At 50.7% G+C, this 20,414-nt stretch carries 1 protein-coding gene; it reads left to right on the forward strand.

Annotated elements, in window-relative coordinates:
• The first annotated feature begins 116 nt into the window (after positions 1-116).
• On the forward strand, positions 117-20,414 hold the full coding sequence (locus PHW04_09135) for a hypothetical protein (protein MDD2716044.1): 20,298 nt from the start codon (positions 117-119) through the stop codon (positions 20,412-20,414).

Consider the following 20,414-nt stretch of genomic DNA (forward strand, 5'->3'; position numbering starts at 1 on the left):
TCCAAGTTTATTATCTCCATACTCCATTTCTCAGTTACTGAAAAGAATTAGAAATTCTGGTATAATTAAATTAATCAGAAAATAAACTGATAAAAATATTATTTAACCGGGAAAAAATGCGGGCATTTACGATCGTCGAGATCCTGGTCACCATGATACTGCTTTCACTGGCTTTGCTGCCAATCTCACTTCTTTTTTCAACTGGAGTGCAGTCAGGCAAGGAAGTGGAAGGCCAGATGAAGATGCGCATGCTGGCCGAAGATCTGATGCAGGAGATCCTGTCAAAAAGTTTCGACGACCCTGAGAGCATTCTCTCGATCGGCCTGGAAGAAGCTGCCACAATTGAAACCGTCGTTGACAGGAGGCGTCTCGACGATGTGGACGATTACAGCGATTACGACGATCTGAAAAATATTGCCAATCGAAAAAATCAGGCTCTGCCGATGTCGGCTGAAGTTTATCCGATTTCAGCTAACGGTGAAAAGCTAACTCAATATTCAGGGATGAGGCGCCAGGTCAAGGTAATGGAAGCCGACGGCATCACACCCCTGAAAAACACCGGTTTTGTGCGTACGATTTCGCTTCCGCTCGGATTCACACCCAAAAAATCGCTGCTTTCCAGATATGCCTCCAGATTTTATGTGATGAACGACAACCTGTTTAAAGCGGTGAATCTCGGGAAAACCAAACTTGACGACATGATCGAGACCACGATCTCAGGAACGGATTTCCAGGATTTCGTTCTCTCTCCTACAGACAATGAACTATACCTGATCACATCCGATTCGATTGAAATTTATGCCATCCCCAGTACTGATCGGGTAAACCTCGGGCTGCACTATCAGAAAATCGCCGAAATTTCCTCAAACTTTACTGACGGCACAATTGAAGCAATGATCACTGAAGCGGATACCCCGGCGTTTTCCTGCGGCAATCTCTGGATCCATTATGACGGAGGCACCAATTTCCGCAAAATGCTGCCGGTTTTCCCGGACATGATTACCTGCGCTTATTATGCTCCGGACGAGGGGAAGACTTACTTCGGCACACGCACAGGGCTCTGCGACGAATCCAGGAAGGTAATCTGCGGCTCTACAAGAGTCAATCAGATTTTCAAAGACCTGAGGAATCAGCGCCTGTATTTCTGCACTGAAGGAGAGGGAATCTTTGTGCGCAGGGACGGTGTATTCCAGAACATCGGTTCAGCCAGCGGATTGCCTGATCCTACCGGACGGGTGAACGTGCGCAGCCTCGCGCTCGACGAATACAGCGGCTATCTCTATGCAGCCACCGACCTGGGCGCGTATTTCAGCGTGGATGGGGGGCAGCATTTCGAGTTGATCAGACTTCCATCCGGAGTGATGCAGTCTGCAGATTACAGTAACATTGCTCTTTATTACGCGGACAGGAAAAGATACCTGGCACTTGCCAGAGCAGATCAGAATCTCATGATTTTCCGCGAGCTTACCCTGCCAGGCACTATTGCCAATCTCAATCCCTTTGCAACTACTGCCTCGCTCGCCATGTGCACTTCCCACATCAACCGCTTTAAAAACAGCGGGCAATCCCTTTATGTCTGCTCAGATCAAGGGATGTTTACAATCCAGAAGACCCCGGCAGCATGGGAAATCAAACAATCATCAACTAAGTACGATTCCCGCAATACAGGTCTCGCTTCAGCCAATGTCCGGGATTTTGCCGGCGACAGCTGCGGCAGGAACTGGCTGGCCACTTCCAAAGGAATGGCGGTAGATTCAGGGAACGGGATCTATTCTTTTTTTCCGATTTTCAGTAAATTCAGGAAGCTGGTCCTGAGGGACAACTGGTATCATGTCCTGCAGGCTGTCGACGAGGCAGGCAGGATCATGGAAGTCGACACCTTTTCCAAACGCAAAATTTTCAGGTGCGATGGAACAGCAGGCACCATTCCGGGTAATCCCCTCCCGAGAGTGCTCAAGGACGTCACGGGAAACTCCCTGGCGATCACCCTGTCTACAGACGGGGCCAAGGATTACCTTGACGACGGCAGCAGCACTTTACAGCTGCCGCGGAATTATGACAGGGTTTACAGGGACCCATCCCGCAGATATGTCTATTGCCTTTCCAAATCCAGCGAAAGAATTTCCATCTTCAATTCAGCTGAGCGTTACCTGAACGAATTTAATTCGTACGATGGTTTTGAAGAATATGTGATCCTTGATACCAGCGGCACTCTTGGAGGTTACAACGTAGGAGTGGAATCATCAACCCTGCCGGCTTCGGCAGGGAATTCAGTACTTAAGATAACGAGCGACAGGAAATTCAGAGGATGGGTCTGGTGTTACAGAGAGTTCAATTTCCAGGAGGAAACGAGGACTATCGAAGTCGGCCTGAATTTTCTCAGCCGGTTTTCACAGAAAGGCACCCAGGCAGCATGCAAATTATGGATATATGGCCGCGAAATAGCTCCCTCACTGGATTTAAGCAGCGCAGGGCAGCCTGACTTCGGCAAGGACATCACACTGGATTCAGTGGAAACCGGGATCATCATTTTGCCTGCCCCTACCCAGAGAGTAACTGTAGCCATAGGCTGCAGGGATATTTGGCCTGAAGACGGACTTTCCATTGAACTGGACAGGATGACTGTGGATTTCGACAGAAGTTATTCACCCCTGCAGGGACCATTTCCTCTAGAACTGTCTGTTCCCAATATTCAGAACCCGATTTCCCTGAGTTTCGGCGTCAATCCGGAAATAGTGATGGTCATTTACAAGGACTCAAATTACAGACTGGGTGTTTTTTACCTGGATACGTCCAGCGCGATCCCCCAATTATTACCCAGGGGAAGCGTGCCGATGGAATCCTACGTATCGAACCCGATGGAGATTCTGCTTTCCCCTAACGGAAGAAGAATCTTCATCCTGGATGGGGACAGGCTGGTTGTTTTCCAGCTGGTGCCTGTCCGTAAAACCATCAGGGTATCTGTCAGCGACCTGATGAACGCTGCCAGCAGCCCGTATGTCATGACCTCCACCATGAGCTACTGGCGCAGCCAGAACAAAGGCAGGAAACTGCCTCCATTGATCACTGAAGATCCTGAGTATCTGACTTCAAACCCTAATGGTGATTATTATTATCCATATAGAACCTATATTTATGACACCGATCTCTCCATGACTGGCGGCTGCTATAATTTCCGCGGTCCGCTTGCTTTCAAATCGAACAAGGGAAAATCAATTTCATTCCAGAATTCCGAACTGATCTCCAGGAGCCCCCAGTTTGCTTCAGTCATTTTCTCTTCATACAACGATGTTTCCTGCGGTTACTCCCCTGATGACGCCGACCCCAGCATTTCAAAGGCGTGGCCCGGCCTGAGAATCGGTGCCTGCAGCCTGGATCTTCCCGGGATCCTGATCACCCATGCTGATGAGAACATAATTACCGATTTATACGGCGGCACGCTGCGTGACATCTCTCTTCAGAACAACGTGATCGGATTAAGAATCGCAAACGGTGATTTCACGTTCAAACAGGCGGAATTCGCAGGCAATCTGTCAGGTCTTGTATTCGATACCGGTAAACAGACCATTGAGAATTCAGTTTTCAGGGACAACAGGGAAGCCATCAGCCAGAAAGCCGGGACCCTGCATCTATACGGGGCAGGCCTGATCCGCAACTATGCCGGGTTATCCCTCTTCGGTACAGACACTGCCGATTCCTGCAGTTTTCTGAACAATACTACCGGTCTTGACGATCAGGGTTCGATTCATCTTGCCAAATGTTTTTTTGGAAACAATACTGCAGGCATCAACTGCTCCAGGGACGGGCAGTTTTCGGGCAGTTTCAACCTGTTTTACGGGAACACCACTGCGATCGACCATTCAGGGCTGAGTATCGGCAGCAGCGCTCTCCCGGTATTCGTTTACAATTATTTCAATGCCAACCATTTGAACCTGCAGCGGAGAACAGGGTCTGGAAGGGTTTTTGCCAGATACAGTTTTTTCAACGGAGCAAGAGTTGGAGCCGACGCTTTAGTCAAAGGGGAAGATCAGCAGGCTCAGGCTGAGTCGGATATCCAGCCGCTCGCCCTGTCCGGCTGCGTCAACGGATCAGCAACCTATCCTACTGCCGACCCATCCGACCCGATACCTACCGTGATTCTGGACTATGTGCTGCAGGAAACGGGTGAGATCAAAATACCAGCACCCCAGTTGATCGAATTCTTCCCTGGTGAAGTACCCGGCATTTTCACCAGCAACGGAAGCCTGAGGATCGAAGGAACATCAACTTCTGAAGTAGTGTTTACTACCGGTACGGACCAGATCGCAGGCAAGGTTCTGCCGCTCCTCTCACCTGGTCCGAAAAATGGGGAATATACCGGAATCGTGCTCAACGGCTGGGATGAGCTCGATATCTGCAAATGGGCGAGGTTCCGTTACGGTGTCCTTGAAATCCACGGGCACTGCAGCAATCAGGAAAATTTCTATTACAACAGGCTCGAAACTGAAAGCAAAGATGACCTCAAACTGGTGCTTTCCATCGACGACGGCAAGGAAGCCAACCTGAAGTACAATTACTGGGGAAGGAATGTACCAGATTTTTCCAAGGTTCTCTCGGCTCAGAGCGGCAAAGAAACGCATATTCCCTGGGCTTATGCAGGGACTGTGGAAGCGAGCGAGACCTGGCCGTGCTATAATTACGGGGCAGCGATCATTTCCACGATCGAGGCCGCCCTGGGCAAACAGATCCAGATTGACGCAGGCACTGGTGAAACACTGATCAAGTTCGGCGGTGATTATGCCGTCGAAAACAGCGATGAAATCATCATCACAGGAAACAAAAACGTTATTTTCACCAGCAAGAACGACAGCCAGCCCCCGATTCCACCTGAGTCGGTTTCCTCTGACCTGTCCCTCGGATGGTGGGGAAGCCACGGAATCAATGCAGCCCCTTTCGCAGGAATCGGGAAAATCAAAGCTGATGCAGGCAAAAAGCTCGAATTCAGATACGGCTGCCTCAACACTTCGAGCTTCAGCTCTTTCAAGGCTAATTCCAGCCTTGCCTTCAAGGATTGCTTCCTGTTCCTCAATGAAACTCTGATCAATGAAACTCCAGGCGGACTGCTCATGCAGCGCTGCCTCGTCAAAGGCAGCGGGAGCGGCGGCGACAGATCTTTGATGACCAATATGATTACTGCAGAAGTGGATCACTGTTTCTTTACCAGTGCGGATGACAACGATTTCGACAGTGTGGAGACCTGCGGACTGACAGGATTCAAACCTGAGCGCTTCAACATGCCTTCCGCGGCAGGCAGTGCCTGGGGAGGTCTGAATCTCGGATCCGGAGCGTTGACCTGTACGGAATCGATTGTAAAAAAGGCTGATACAGGGATCTCTTTCTCAGCTTATTCTTATCTTAATTTCAGCGGCAGGAATTACCTGACTGACGACAGTATCGGATTGAATCTGACTTCTTCCGCAGTTCCGACTACTATTACAGGACTTACTTTTCTAAACGACAAAGTCGGGATCAGGCTTCATTCTGCAGATAATCTCAACCTGGGCAACGGCACCGCAGCCGGTGCCAACAGTTTTCTTTATTCCCAGGACCTTCCGAAAGGGGACAAGGCGCTCTGGGCCTTGAGCAGCAAGAATCTCGTGGTAGCAGTGAACCTTTTCGGAGCCGACAGTTTCGATTACGCGAGTTCCAGTGCCTTTGGAAATTACACCACAGGTTTGAAATGCGAGAGTCTCACAAATCCGTCGTTTAAAAAGAATCTGATCGCGAATTATCAGAATATCGGCGCCTGTTTCAATTCCTGCCAGAGCGTGGAAGTGGCTCTGAACGAGTTCGACAATAACGGGATTGCACTGGAGATCGTCGACGGCGACCGCTATCTGATCGGCCATACAGTCGAAGTCGGAGAAGTGAGCAACAAATTTTCTGGCAACGGCACAGGGATCAAGACCAACGGCGGTACCGGAGTAAGGGTGATCTATAATAAGTTCGAGAATCAGATGGATCAGGGCATAGACAACAATACTTCACCTACCATCTCGGGAAACCTTTTTACTGCGAACAAGGCCGGAATCATAAGCGGCGGCGGACAGCCGCTGATCATTTTGAATGATTTCAACAACAACCCGACTGGAGTCAAAGCGGAAATGCTCTACGATGCAGTCGGTTACAAGGACAGAATTATCCGCAGCAACAATTTCCGCAACAGCACCCAGCTGGCCTGCCAGACCAGCGGCGGGGACGTGGAATTCAACCGCTACACGGGGAATATCGGCAATCAGTCCGGAGCTGCTGCAGCTGATGTGGCAAACTTCTTTAGCTCCGACGCTGACCGCTACCTGCAGTTGCCTGAAGGCAACTTCCTCACAGTCACTGCCAAGGTTTTCCCGGGTTATACGAGCGAAGAAGCAGGCATAGACCTTTATCCTGAAGGCCAGATTCCCACCATGGAAGTTGCGCTCAAACTCCATACCCTCAAAAACTCATCCAGCGGCCCATATTCCACTTCTCTGCTGGTTGCAAGCTATGACGATGCAGGTTCCAGGCTGGACGAGATCGAGTTCGAGCTTAAGACCTCAGGCAGCGCTGGTTCAGAATATGAAGGCCTGTTCGAAGTTTATGACATCAACGGAGTGCGGCACGGATCTCCTTCCATACCAGCTCTCAAAGCCAAAAAGAAAGGGCATCTCAAGTTCGTCTGGCTGCCGATGGGTTTTGAGCAGCCGGTTGATTCCCTGGAAACCCAGGCCCCCAACCAGGCGGACCTTTTCATTTCCACTCCCTATGATGCGACAAATCACAGCATGTATGGTCATAACCTGGGTAATGGCGATGACACATATTACGATTTTGACGGAATAGTTATCCTGACCGCAGGCATAGGAGACGAGCCCAGGGCAGGCCACGGGACTTCAGGCGCAGGCATCACCACATTGCTGACTTTCAATGTAGGCGGCGATGTAGCTGCCACAGCCACCAGGTTGAATCTCTCGGATCAGACAGTTACTGCCACCATCAATCTGACTAATTTCCCGAGCGGCAAAGCAGGAGTTGACTGGAAGCTGGTGACAGGCGATCCCGGTTTTCTGGAAAGGCATGGTCATGCCAGCGTTGTGTTTAAAAATAAGATGTGGGTGATCGGCGGTTACTGTCGCGCAGCAGCTGGAAATTACCTGAATGATGTCTGGAATTCCAGTGACGGCAAAAACTGGACCTGCATTACGAACAATGCCGGGTTTCCAGGGAGGGATAACTTCACAGCTCTGGTTTTCCAGGACAGGATCTGGGTGATTGGCGGACAAGTCGCATCTCATGTTGCACAAAACGATGTCTGGTGGTCTACAAATGGAATTACCTGGTACAGCGCACGAGAGAATGGAGAACCCAACGGCTTTTCTGCCAGGTATGGTCATAGCAGCGTAATCTTTGACAACAAGATGTGGGTAATCGGAGCTGAAAGCAGCAGCGGGCTTAAAAACGATGTCTGGTGGTCTGATGACGGCACCACCTGGAGCATGGCCAGGGACAGCGGAACACCCAATGGTTTTACTGCCAGAGCAGGGCACGCCAGTGTAGTATTTAACGACAAGATGTGGGTAATTGGAGGGACAACAGGCAGCCTGATGGCAGATGCCTGGGTTTCACCTGACGGTGTGAACTGGACCTGTGTACGTAAAAACTCTGATCCTGACGGATTCCCGGCAATGAGCGGGCAGACAAGCGTGGTGTTCGGCAATAAGATGTGGGTGATTGGCGGAAGTCCGTCAACTCCAAGGAATGTTTACTATTCGGGTGACGGGATAGTCTGGTATCAGGCAGCCAGCCCTGCGCCATTCCTTACTGAAAATGCTCATACAAGTTTAGTTTTTTCAGGGAAAATCTGGGTAATCGGCGGCATAACTGACGTCAGTCCCTCGAAGCAATTCAAGGAAATCTGGTGCTCTCCCACTGAAGACAGCTTTGAAATCACTGAAACAGCCAGCAACCAGATCGGAGGGAGTTCCCAGTCCGACAATGTGGAAGTTCTGCTGGTGGATCCTCCGCTGCTCGATGACAGGATCAAGCTGGGAGACATGACTGAGGGCAAAAAAGTCAAGATCATCACCTTTAAGAACAGCCAATACAATGATCCTGATTTCCACGGCCTGCAGATCAATTTCATCGACATTCCGCAGGTGCCTGCCGGCATGGTAGGATTCCATGTCGCCTGGTCGCATTCGCCTGACCTTTCTGATTTCAGCTCAGACTTAGTGATTCAGCCCGGTGAGAACATGAAGGAAACCCCTGCCCTGGACCCTGGAATCTACATGTTCAAGGTGCGGGCTTTCAGAAAAGACCCGCAGAAACTCGGCACCTATGAATATACAGCCTGGTCTGAACCTGCCTCATTCAGGGTGGAAGGCTGGTATCAGGTGGCCCTGCCCCCGGTTCCGGCGGGTTTGAATCTGCTGTCCTGCAGCATGGCGGACGGGCGCGTGGCTGTGCTCTCAGACAGGAGCGGCGGAAATTATTATGTGCTCTCAGCAATCGGATACGGAGACGACACCTGGGAAGTTTTCAAGATTTCAAGCGGCAGCATGACTCCCACCAATGTCAAAGTCCAGGACCATGACCATTTCATTGTGACAGGCTACAACCTCTCATCAGTGGGAACCTATCGGCTGTATCAGGCTGGGTTACTGAGGCCTGCTGTTGCAGACGCCAATATGAAATCCCTGCTCGACGCAGAACTCGGTGTGGATAAAAAATATATCTGCGTAGGAGAAGACAGCGGATCAAACGGCGGGATCTGCAACTCCCTGGAAGCAGTTTTCCACGCTTCCAGTATTCAGGACAATATTGCTGCCTGGGACAGGGAGCATTGGCAGACCATCGGCAACGGTGCAGAGCGGAACATGCTTTACTATCACTGGGATTCGACAGGCGACACTGCAGAGACGGCTGAGACCGTCGCTCCGGCTTATGCGGTTGATTCCCCCTATTACAGCATTTCTTCGGCAGACAAGTATAACCAGCTCGTCTGGGCCGGAGGCCTGCACGGGAAACTGCTTTATTCAGGGAACTTCGGCCGCACTTACAATACAGTGGAAGTCATCGGCATCGACGCTCCGGTCAGGGGTGTGGAATTTCTGAATTTTTACCTGGGTTTCGCCTGTCTGAGCCGGAAGCGGTCTGACGGATACCAGATCCTCTATTCCGCAAACGGCGGCACTACCTGGACCGGCCAGAACACCCCTGCTTCATCCTGGAATCTGAATGACGTGGAAATGGACCCTGACACTGATGAAATCCAGCCTGAAGGCATAGTCCGCGGTCTGGCTGTCGGCGACAAGCAGACGCTGCTGCTTTATTACGGGAAAAATGTCGCAGAACCGGCTGATTTCCCGCTCAAACCCTGGCTGTTCGTCAGAAACATGAATCTGATCCCGCCGACTTTCCAGCATCCCAGCGTTTATTATGATCTGGACGGCAGGAATGTGAATTTCAACTGGGACAGCATCCCGATGGCTGACAAATACAGATTATCATGCAATGGAACCGGCATTCTGGATACCTGTGAACTTTTCTATACTGTGGAAATACCCGCGCTTCCTGTATCCGGTCCGCTGACAAAGGAGATTTCAGACATTTACAGGCTGACTGAATTGCGCACAGGCAGCGGCTCTCTGCCTTCGGTTTACAGCAATGAAATCAAGATAGTCGTACCCATGTTCAATCCGCACAGGGTGAATTTCTTCAAGGATGTGGTGGAAACATGCCAGCTGCTCGACCTGTCCTTCGCGCAGCTCGGTGATTCCTCGCTTGGCGGAGCCAATGGTTACAGGGTCGAGAGAACCATCGATACTGAGCCGAACAACTGCCCTGATTTCATGAAAGTTTTCAATACCTCCACCAACCTCTGGAGCGACAATGACAGCGTGAATCAATTCGGTCTTTATCATTACCGGATTTTCGGCACTTCCGGTTCAGGCACTTCCCTGGACAGCATCGATAGATTCGCATTGCGCAACATGCCTCCCACCTGCGATGCCGGACCAGACATGGGCGGCATCGAGAACGAGACCATTCATCTGACCGGCACTTATGAAACAAACGATGCAGGCCAGGACATGAAAACTTTCCTCTGGCAGATCGTGAACGGCGAACTGGAAGATAACTTTTCCGATAAGTATTCGGCTGAAACAGATATCCTGCTGAAATTACCCGGCACCGGTTCCGACGATTCAGGGGAAGCCAGGGTGATGTTCCAGGTGCAGGACATGAATCAGCAATACATGCCGACGACTTCTTATGACTTCAGGGATCCGAATTCAATTTATTTCAGGAATTACACTGACTCAGACGAAATGAGGATCAGGGTCTTCAGAAGTTTCTGGGTCACACTTGACCTTTCCCGCAATCTGATCGACCAGGCTGATCCCAAAATCAGCATCATCAAAGGCCATCACGGCGGAGTACCTCCGGTCCCTGATCCGATCCTCTGCCTGCCGACAGGCACCAACACACCGGCAATGACAGAGCCTGACCCGAGATTCAGCGTGATCCTGTCGGATGTCAGGTACGCGATTGCCGGTACGAAATACAAATTTTCCTACAACTTTGTCCTGTATTTCGACAAGCTGGATATAGACACGGCTTATCTCAGGTTTTTCAGCTCCAACCCATTCGAGACACTGGAAACTGCGACCCAGGGCGTCGGACAGGGCTTTACAGGCAACCTTAATTTTTCAGCCAAGGACATCCAGGTGCAGGCCTCATCAGATCCAATGATTAATCTCAGATTCCAGGTGATCGGAGTGAAAAACGGTGCTGCGAGCGTGCTGGCTGAAGGAGTGAAAAACGGCTCTCCCAAGCTTTCGGAAGATCAGTGGTGGGGATTCTACGATTCGCTTACCCCCACTGTTTATTACAAGGGAGGATCTGCTCCGTCCGGATCAGCTCTGTGCAGCGTGCTGCCGCTCGTGAAGATCCACCGGAAATCCGACCAGAACAGGGAAATATTTTTTAACTTGACAATGGATTCGGCCAACCCGTCTGCCTGCGGTACGACTTATGTGCTCGCTGATTATTACGATAACTCGGGTACCAAGTATGAGAAAAAATGGGACAAGATTGATTGTCCATTCGACCTCTCAGATGTTGCAGATAAGGATAAAAAGCTGGATGCCAAAAAAGACAAGTTCGTCGGCTCCAGGTTCGTTTATACAATTTATCTGGGAAACCAGAGCCCCAGAACTTACTCTGGCGTGATCAACAATCTGGAGACAATGCCTGAAGATGTCTGGACCGTCTGCCCGCTGCCTGAAGGCTGGGACTCAGGCTCCCTGTCGCCTTACGGCGCCAACACACCTGCAGCGCACTGGGTGAAAGTCAGCCCGCAGGGGCAGATCTGGACTTCCCGGGCAGATCAGGTGGTTTTCGTCTACAATAACAGGATTTACCTGATGGGCGGCTATGACGGCACCACTTTTTTCAATGATGTCTATTCTTCGGCAGACGGTTTCACCTGGCGCAGGGAACGCGACAATACTGACGACGCCAGTTCCTGGTCCAGGCGCCGTGGTTTTGCCGCTTACGAATGCAATGGCAGGATGTTCATCGCAGGCGGAGAAAGTTCTGCGGCTCCCACATACAAATCCGATATCTGGAGCACAGCTGACGGAAAAACCTGGACAAACGAAGGAAATCTGCCTAACTCCAACTGCCAGCATAACGTTTTCTGGCTGAACGGGAAACTTTATCTGACCAGCGGGTACGATAATGTGGTTGTCAGCAGGGTATACGATTCTACAGACGGCAAGAACTGGACCCTGCGCACCTCGAACCCTGGCTGGGCTGCCAGATGCTGGCAGAGCGCAGTCGCGTTCGATCCTGGCAGCGGCACTAAGGCCTGGCTGCTCGGCGGCTGGCCCGGCACACCCAGCGGCATGCTTTATGCCAGTGATTCCCCTGGCACAGACAACAGCTGGAACCGGGTAAGTTTATCCGAAGTTCTGGGGCACAAGATCGAAGAACAGGCGATGGTGGTGTTTGACGGAAAAATCTGGGTGCTGGGCGGGTTTGACGGCAGTTCATGCAACAGCGAGGTCTGGAGTTCCAAAGACGGCAGCAACTGGCAGCTTGCCACCAGCAAACCCGGCTGGTCTCCCCGCAGCAGGCTTGCTGCTGCCACATTCAGCAACAGGATCTGGATTTTCTGCGGTTTTGATAACTCCTGGACTTCCAACCCCACAAATGACATCTGGCATTCACCGCCTGCGATTTCTCCGCCTATGACAATGGCCTGCCAGAAGAGCAACTGGGACACTGAACAGGTTGATTTCAGCCTGGCTCCGCATGCGCTGGACTGCGGCACATTCGAGATCATACTCAAAGGACAGGATGCAGTCGGGATCGGACTCGGGCATTCGGACTGGACCTCTGAGATCATGACCATGCGTCCTCCCAAGCCGGTTTTCGCGTCCCCTGTCCCTGCAGGCGACTTCGCCAATCCTCCGGTCCCGCTTCCTACTCCCACTGTCTATTACACTTATCCTCTGGGCGGAAGCAGGACCTATTCCATTACCTTCAGCCTGCCGAGCGGCCCCTGGCTGACAGGCACCACCCAGTATTCCCTCAAAACCTTCCCTTCAGGTTCTGTGGAGACCGGATTAATGGATTCGACGAGCGGTATATGGAAGGGGAGCCAGATTTATCCCAACGTGACTTCAGCACCGCCGCGGCATGATTTCAGCTACATTGTCAAAGCCCGGCGGAATGAGATAGATTCCGTCTGGAGCGATACCATGGCAGTTCGATTGAATCAGGTCCCGATCGCTTTTGTGCGGGACATGAAGCCTACCCTGGAAATGGATGTCAGGCCGGTTTCCAAGGAAGTCTGGACTGTGGGATTGATCGACGACGATACTGAAGGTGTCTACACATGGGATGACACACATTTCAACTGGGACCAGATCAGCGGCACGATCCCTGTCAAGCCCACCCGAGAAGTCGGGACCAAGCTCCAGTTCAATTTCCAGGTCACTACCCCAGGCGTTTATAAATACAATCTCAAAATCAAGGACCAGTTCTACGAACCGAATACAAACGAGACCTGGCTGAAATACAATGTTTACGACATGTTCCACAATACCCTGAAAATCACTCCTGAAATCACTTATCAGGGCACAGCCTCAGTCACTCTCACCAAGACCATTACCGGCGGGATCGGGCCTTTTACAGATCAGACAAATTACGGGGACGGCGGAGGCTATAAGACGATCGAAGTGGATGAACCCAGCTTCAAGGTAGACGTTCATAATTTCAGCACACTCGAATGCGGAACAGTCCAGGTCAGCCTGCATGGATTCGATTGTTTCGGGCCTGTCCCCAACCATCAGGACACCAGCACAGTCCAGCTGATCATCAGGCCGACCAAACCGCTCTGGGACACTCCTGAATTAGCCTTGGCACCTGGAGAAAAATTGAAATCCATTGGTACTGCTGAAATCAAATCTTTTTATTTCGCCTATCTTGGCAGCATTTCAGGAAATCCCAAATTAAAATTTCATGAGATTCTCACTGTTTTAACAGACACTGCCGTACCTGACCTGCATACATATTTCCAGATCATGGACACTGCCAGCGCTCCATACGGCACAAAAACAACTTCGTACACTGATAAAATGTCGCCAGGCAACCCCTGGACAGGATTCCTGAGCCCGTTCAATTATAATAACCTTCCCCACGCCCATACACTTACAGTCAAGGTGTTGCGCAATGGCCAGGAATCGTTCTGGAGCGACCCGCTCTATCTCGAGGTCAATCATATTCCCACTGCTGAAGTGATCATCGCGCACCAGCAGTATTATCTTAAGGGAGATCCTGCAGGCGGCGGAACAAACCTGCGCCAGTATCTGAACCAGGACTGGCCATGGAGTGTAGATGTCAGCGACGATGATCTGATCTCAAGCTATGATTATCCTTCGGCCTTTACCTGGGAAGTTGCGGCATCCAGTTCTGAAGTTGCAGCAGGCTTGTTCAACAGGGGTCTCGGAGTGCCTCTTCCTACAGGCACCAGCCCCAAGTTCCACTTCAGCAATCCCACCTCAAGTGTTTACAAGTTCAAGCTCAAGCTCACAGATCCTCGCAATGAGCAGAGCATCAACCGCAACACCATGGAGATCTGGATCTACAATGATCTCTTTGTCACGGTCGAATTGACCATTACTGACGAGATCTGTGCTGATACGACACCTGTCACAATCACCAAAAGCTATTCTGGCGGCCTGGAACCTGTGCGGTCACCGTATCTCTGCCTGCCCACTTCAGACAATGGTTCTACAGCTGATCCCACCAGTGCCTGGACGCAATCTGTCCCCAAAGGAGCTCCCTGGAGCAGCCGCTACAACTTTGGCTGCACAGTATTTAACGGGAAAATATGGGTGGCAGGCGGCAGAACAGATGGGGGTTCTCTGAATGATATTTATTCTTCAGCAGACGGAATGCTCTGGGAAAAAGTCTATACCAGCGGACAGATCTGGGGTCCGAGAGAAGGGATGATTTTTGTCGGATACAAAGGAAAACTGTGGGTGATCGGAGGAGATGACGGCACCCGCAAAAACGACATCTGGAGCTCAGCAGATGGAGTGACCTGGCAGCAGAGTGGTTCAACATTCCCGCAACTGATTTGCAATACTGTCTGCCTGGAATACGCAGGTGTGCTTTACATAATCGGGGGATTCGGCACAACCGGGGCTATTAATGATGTCTACATGACTACAGACGGGGAGCATTGGAACAATCTACCTCTGACTGATACTTACCCTATGCGCAACAAGCACAGGGGAGTGGTATACAATGACGGCGGGGGAGACAAGATGTGGATCAGCGGAGGTGCTACTCCTTTCCGCAACGATGTTTACTCGTCTACAGATGGCGCAGACTGGAATACAGCAACCAACGGAGCCGGCTGGGATGTCCGCGAAGGCCATGCCATGATTAATTATAACGGTAAGATGTGGGTAATGGGCGGGCATAAAAATGGCTACTCTACCATGTATAATGACTTGTGGTATTCCACAAACGGCAGTGCCTGGACCGAGTCAGGGACCAAGCCCGGCTGGTCTGGCCGCGCCTTGTTTGGTGCAGTTGTATTCAGGAACAGGATCTGGGTGCTGGGAGGCTACAATGGCTCGAATAGCCTCAGCGATATCTGGTATTGCGGCACTACCCTGCCTGCCACATCGGGTCAGGTCAGTTACTTATCTTCTTACGGCGCAGAAAGCAGATCATTCAGTTACCTGGACTGCGGCACTTACGAATTCAGGCTGAAAGGCGACGATTATTATGCAACCCTGTACGCTCCGACCACCTATCAGCCGCATCACGACGAAGATGCCAAGATACTCACGATCCGGCCGCCCAAGCCTGTCTGGGATCCTCCAACCACCTCCTGGACCACTCCCTGCACACTGACTGCTGAATCCACTTATTATTTCCCTTACAGCCACCCCACAGATCATACCCAGAACGGCACTGTGGCTGTTACACTCAAATTCCACGACGACCTTGCTGTGCTGACCACTCCTGAAACCTATTTCCAGATCTGGGAGACTACTTCCCCGCCTGCCGCAGGCGTGAAAACTTCATATTCCGATAAAATGACATCAGGCACACCCTGGACAGGAATATTAACACCATGGTTCTATCCCAATGGAACATACGCCAAAACTATCCATGACCATAAATACATAGTCAAAGTGAAGCGCAATTCCCAGGAATCAGCCTGGAGCAATCAGATCACCGCTGAGATCAACCGGATCCCCTGGACCCTGCTTTCAGGATCTCCATTAGCTACCAGCGAAATCAGGACCATTGAAACAGGTACATACGGCACAGCAGTCAGCTTTGAAGTCAGCGTCTATGATGACGACATGCCACTCACAAACTCAGCCTACAAGTGGGACACTTCCCATTTCGTCTGGACGCAGATTGAAGGCACTACCAAAGAACTCACTTTCCTCACAAAGCCCAAATTCCAGTATCAGGACAGTGTCGGAGTAGAGTCTGTCTGCAGATATAAACTGCAGATCAGGGATCAGTATAATGAGCCCAGCACCAATGAAACCCTGCTCACTATAGTCAATTCCAATTCCTTTGTGGTGACCCTCAAACTTTCAGATGATAAAGTTTTTGATACGAATCCGCTCTTCATGGATACTACAGAAGATCATATGATTGTGACTCTTAACAAGACCCATACTGGCGGCGTCAAGCCATACTCATGCCGGATAGATTACCGAGATGGGGGAGGATGGCAAACACGAGAAATCGACGACATGAACCCGAATAAATATCCGGCAGATCCCCACGATTTCGGCACTTTCGAGTGCGGAACCTTCGCAGTCTCGCTGAACGGCTGGGACAGCCTGGGAAAGGGCTTCCCAGGCCACGACAATACCAACACCCAGGTGCTGACAATCCAGCCCCAGATCCCGCTCTGGGATTTTCCGGCAGCGAATCTTGCGCCAAAGGACTGGCGGTCTGCTTCCAGCTGGAATTCAGGAACCAACTGGGATCATGACATGTATTACTTTACCTATCCGAACCCGGCTACTTCCATGGAAGTCAAGCTCGTTTTCCATCTCCCGCCTGTGATGCGGTCAGGAGGAGGTGTGACATATGAAGTGACTACAAATGAAGTCGCACTCCCATATTCCGGGGCTATGACGTTTGAGGTGGGCGACTACTGGTGGGAGGGCACCCAGTCTGTGATCCTGAAGAATCCGCCGACACACGATTACACCTGGGAAGTGCGTGCCAGGCGCAATAAAGTTGCTTCTCCCTGGAGCACTAAATTCCCTGTGCGCATCAATCGGGTGCCTGATGCCTGGGCCATCAATACAGGTGAGAGCTACACTTATGATCATGTGTCAATCATAGCAGGTGCAGGACACACTTATGTCTGGTCCGCAGGCTCCAAAGACGACGATCCTGCTACAAGCTATCCCTATCCCGACAACTTTGTCTGGACATATATTTCAGGCATACCTGGATATACACCGACTCAAACTGGCACTAAACCCAAATTTCAATTTTCCACTGATAAGCCTCAAATCTATAAATACAGCCTGCAGGTGGCTGACCAGTATGGCGAACCCAGCCTCAATACAGCAACTGCAGTCATGACGATCTATGCCTATGACACCATGGACGTCACTCTGAACATCTCGCGCACTTGTGAAATCTGGGGAGACAACACTGTCATCACCTTGAATAAATTTTACAACACAACCGGCGCACTGCCGCCTGTCGGAACCCCTCAGATTGATTACGGTTACGGAGCATTCATCAACACAGCCTATGAGTTAGAAGACAAGGATTTCAGCAGTTATGACTGCAGGAGCGGAGATTATCCGTTGATTCTGAAAGGATCCGACCAGACCGGTTCATTAGCTATCCCGCATTTTGATTCCAGCTCAAAAACAGTGATAGTAGTCCCGCAGACACCTGTCTGGGACGCTCCACTCTCACCTAAAACTTATCCCTGGCAGAAGAACGGAGTCGGCACTGTTTATTATTATTATTCCTACACTGCTACGCCTTATAATGCTGCCAATACTCAGAATCAGGTTACATTGAATTTTTACCTTCCTGCGCCGACTCCAGGCGCTCCTGTCGGCGCTGTTGACGGGACAGTGCGTCAGGCTGGTGTAACTTCCAGAACTGAAGCAATGACAGTAGAAACCGGGGTCTGGAAAGACAATCAGGTCTGGGACCTGGATGTGGCAAGCCATGTCTGCGACATGTATGTCAAAGCCACCCGCAACACCAAGGTTTCCACAGAAGAAGTGCAGCATATCTATGTCAATCATGTCCCTAACGCCTATGTAACGACTTCTTCGGGAAACAAGACTCAGGATGTAGTACCATACAATTTCAACTGGTCCTGGCAACTTGGTGTGGATGACGACGATCTGATCAGCAGCTATCTCCCCTGGGATAATAATTCAATAAAATGGACGCAGCTCGATCCTGCACCCCTTCCCATGCCACCGAATGTCACGATCGGTTTTGCCGCAGGCCAGAAATGCACTTTCACTGCTCCCACTGCAGGTACTTATGCTTATCGCCTGCAGGTTAAAGACCCTGATGGAGAACTCAGCACAAACGGTCCAACCTACACTATTTATGCCTATGATAATATCTCTGAATCACTCTCGCTGTCTCCTTCTACAATCACCTGTTCGAACACATCCGCCAATGTACAAATCGAAAAGAATTCAACTGGTGGACTGCCTGATCTGAATTACTATCTGGATTATGGACTGGGCTCTGGTCTGCAATTAAACAGCACAGGTACGGAAACAAAAAATTACTTCAACGTTGATTGCAACGTTTATACTGTCAGGTGGCAGACAGTGGACAGCTACCCTGCAGCGCTCGGCGGCCCCCACCAGCCGATCGTCACCAAAACTCTTTACATCAACCCGCCTGTGCCGGCCTGGAAGGATCCCTCAGGCGCTACTGCAAAAACTATCAGCGGCACGCCTTATTATTATTATGTTTACGCAAACGGCGGCAGTACGAACATCACTGTGAATTATGAACTGCCGTCGACCACGCCAAGCAATACTTACATTCCCAGCATGAGCAGCCAGATTAGGATCAATGGCGGCAGCTACGCAGCCAATGTCATGGCCTGGGACGGCACCATCTGGAAGGCATCCAAAACATATAGCGGCCTGACATCATCTCCCACGCATGCCAGGAGCTTCGACGTTTACGCAGACCGCGGCAATGGCAGGACCTCTTCTGTAATCACTATTCCGAAGTCGGTTTTCATCAATCAGAGGCCCTGGGCCCAGGCTTATTCAGGCAATGACAATTACACGATCGACGACGTGCGGCCAAGTACGAACAAGGATTTTTCCATCGGAATACTCGACGATGACGCCTACACTTTCATTTGGGACACTTCCCATGTGATCTGGAAAAGAGAATCAGGCCCCGGATCATCCATACCTGCGCCTTATTCTTCTCCCAAAACCTGCAGGTACAATGAACCGATTGACGGCACACAGGTTTTCAGCCTACAGGTCAAAGATCCCTATGACGAACCGAGCACAAATTCCGCCCAGCTCACGGTGTATGTTTATAATGTGGTTTCGATAGACAGCTGGAGCATTTCCCCGTCAACGATCGACGCTAGCACTTCTGCTACAGCGACAATGTCTTACTCAGCAAGTGGAGGGATCGGCGGGCTCAGTGCCTGGTACAATGACGGAATGGGTGGAAACGTCGGTTTCTCAAGCCCTCTGACCCACAATTTCGGCGACCATGACTGTGCAGTTTATACAATCAGATATCATGTCACGGACAGTATTGGAAACAGCGGCGGCGTTACCACCCATGAAAATGAAAAGACCGCTTCACTCACCATCAATCCTCCTGTACCAGAATGGACCGCACCGTTAGGTCCGCCGCCGACCAGAACAGTCAGCGGTACACCGTATTATTATTATGTCTATCTCGAAGGAGGAAGTGCGACTGTTACCATGAACTATCAATTACCTTCAGGCACACCCGGGAGTTCTGTGATTCCAAGCATGAGCAGCAAGATCAAGATCAACGGTGGCACATACGCCTCCACCACAATGTCCTGGAGTGGAGTCGTATGGAGAGCGGCTAAGATTTACTCTGTCACTTCAGGCGGAGGACATGCCAGGAATTTTGATGTCTATGCAGACCGCGGTAATGGCAGGACATCAGGAACTGTAAATACGCCGCAGGATATTTATGTCAACCAGAGGCCGCAGGTTGTCGCTAAAACAGTTAAGGATGATGTAAATGCATATTTCCCATTCAATGTGACCATCAATGATGATGATTCCTCATTTACTTACAAATGGACTCAAATAGATGGTCCATGGTCTGGCTTCACTACATCCCAGCCATTCTACGGACAATTCAGTGAGATTTGCGGAGGTTCCGCTACCAATCCTGACGCCCATTACAGTTTAGATGCAACTGACTCGCCTGCAGGTGAAACCGGAAGCGGGACAATCGCTTTCCATATCAATCCCCCGGCATACGGTAGTTTCAGCACTACAGGTAGTGAAGTAGAGAACCAGGGAACGCAGGCTATCTTCACAATAGTATACTCTTGCGTGGCAGGGTATCAGACAATGTACAGATGCTCTGACAACGCAGGGAATGAATCTGGCTGGATTACTCGTTCAAATTCCGTAAACGAAACCTGGACAGATCCCTTTAGCGCAGGCACAACCGAGACCTTTACACTTTTGATTCAGGGCTGGTACCCAAACACAAGCGGGGATAAAATATTCCATGCCGGTAAAGCAATTACCCCAGTTGCACCAGGAAATAACGGATCTTTCGGAAATATTCCAACTGCCCCTGACTGGACATTCTGA

Source organism: Candidatus Wallbacteria bacterium (genome assembly GCA_028687545.1).
Taxonomy (GTDB): domain Bacteria; phylum Muiribacteriota; class JAQTZZ01; order JAQTZZ01; family JAQTZZ01; genus JAQTZZ01.

What these genes read in the sequence shown, in the direction of transcription:
- PHW04_09135 (MDD2716044.1), top strand. Translation starts at nt 117, where the DNA reads ATGCGGGCATTTACGATCGTCGAGATCCTGGTCACCATGATACTGCTT.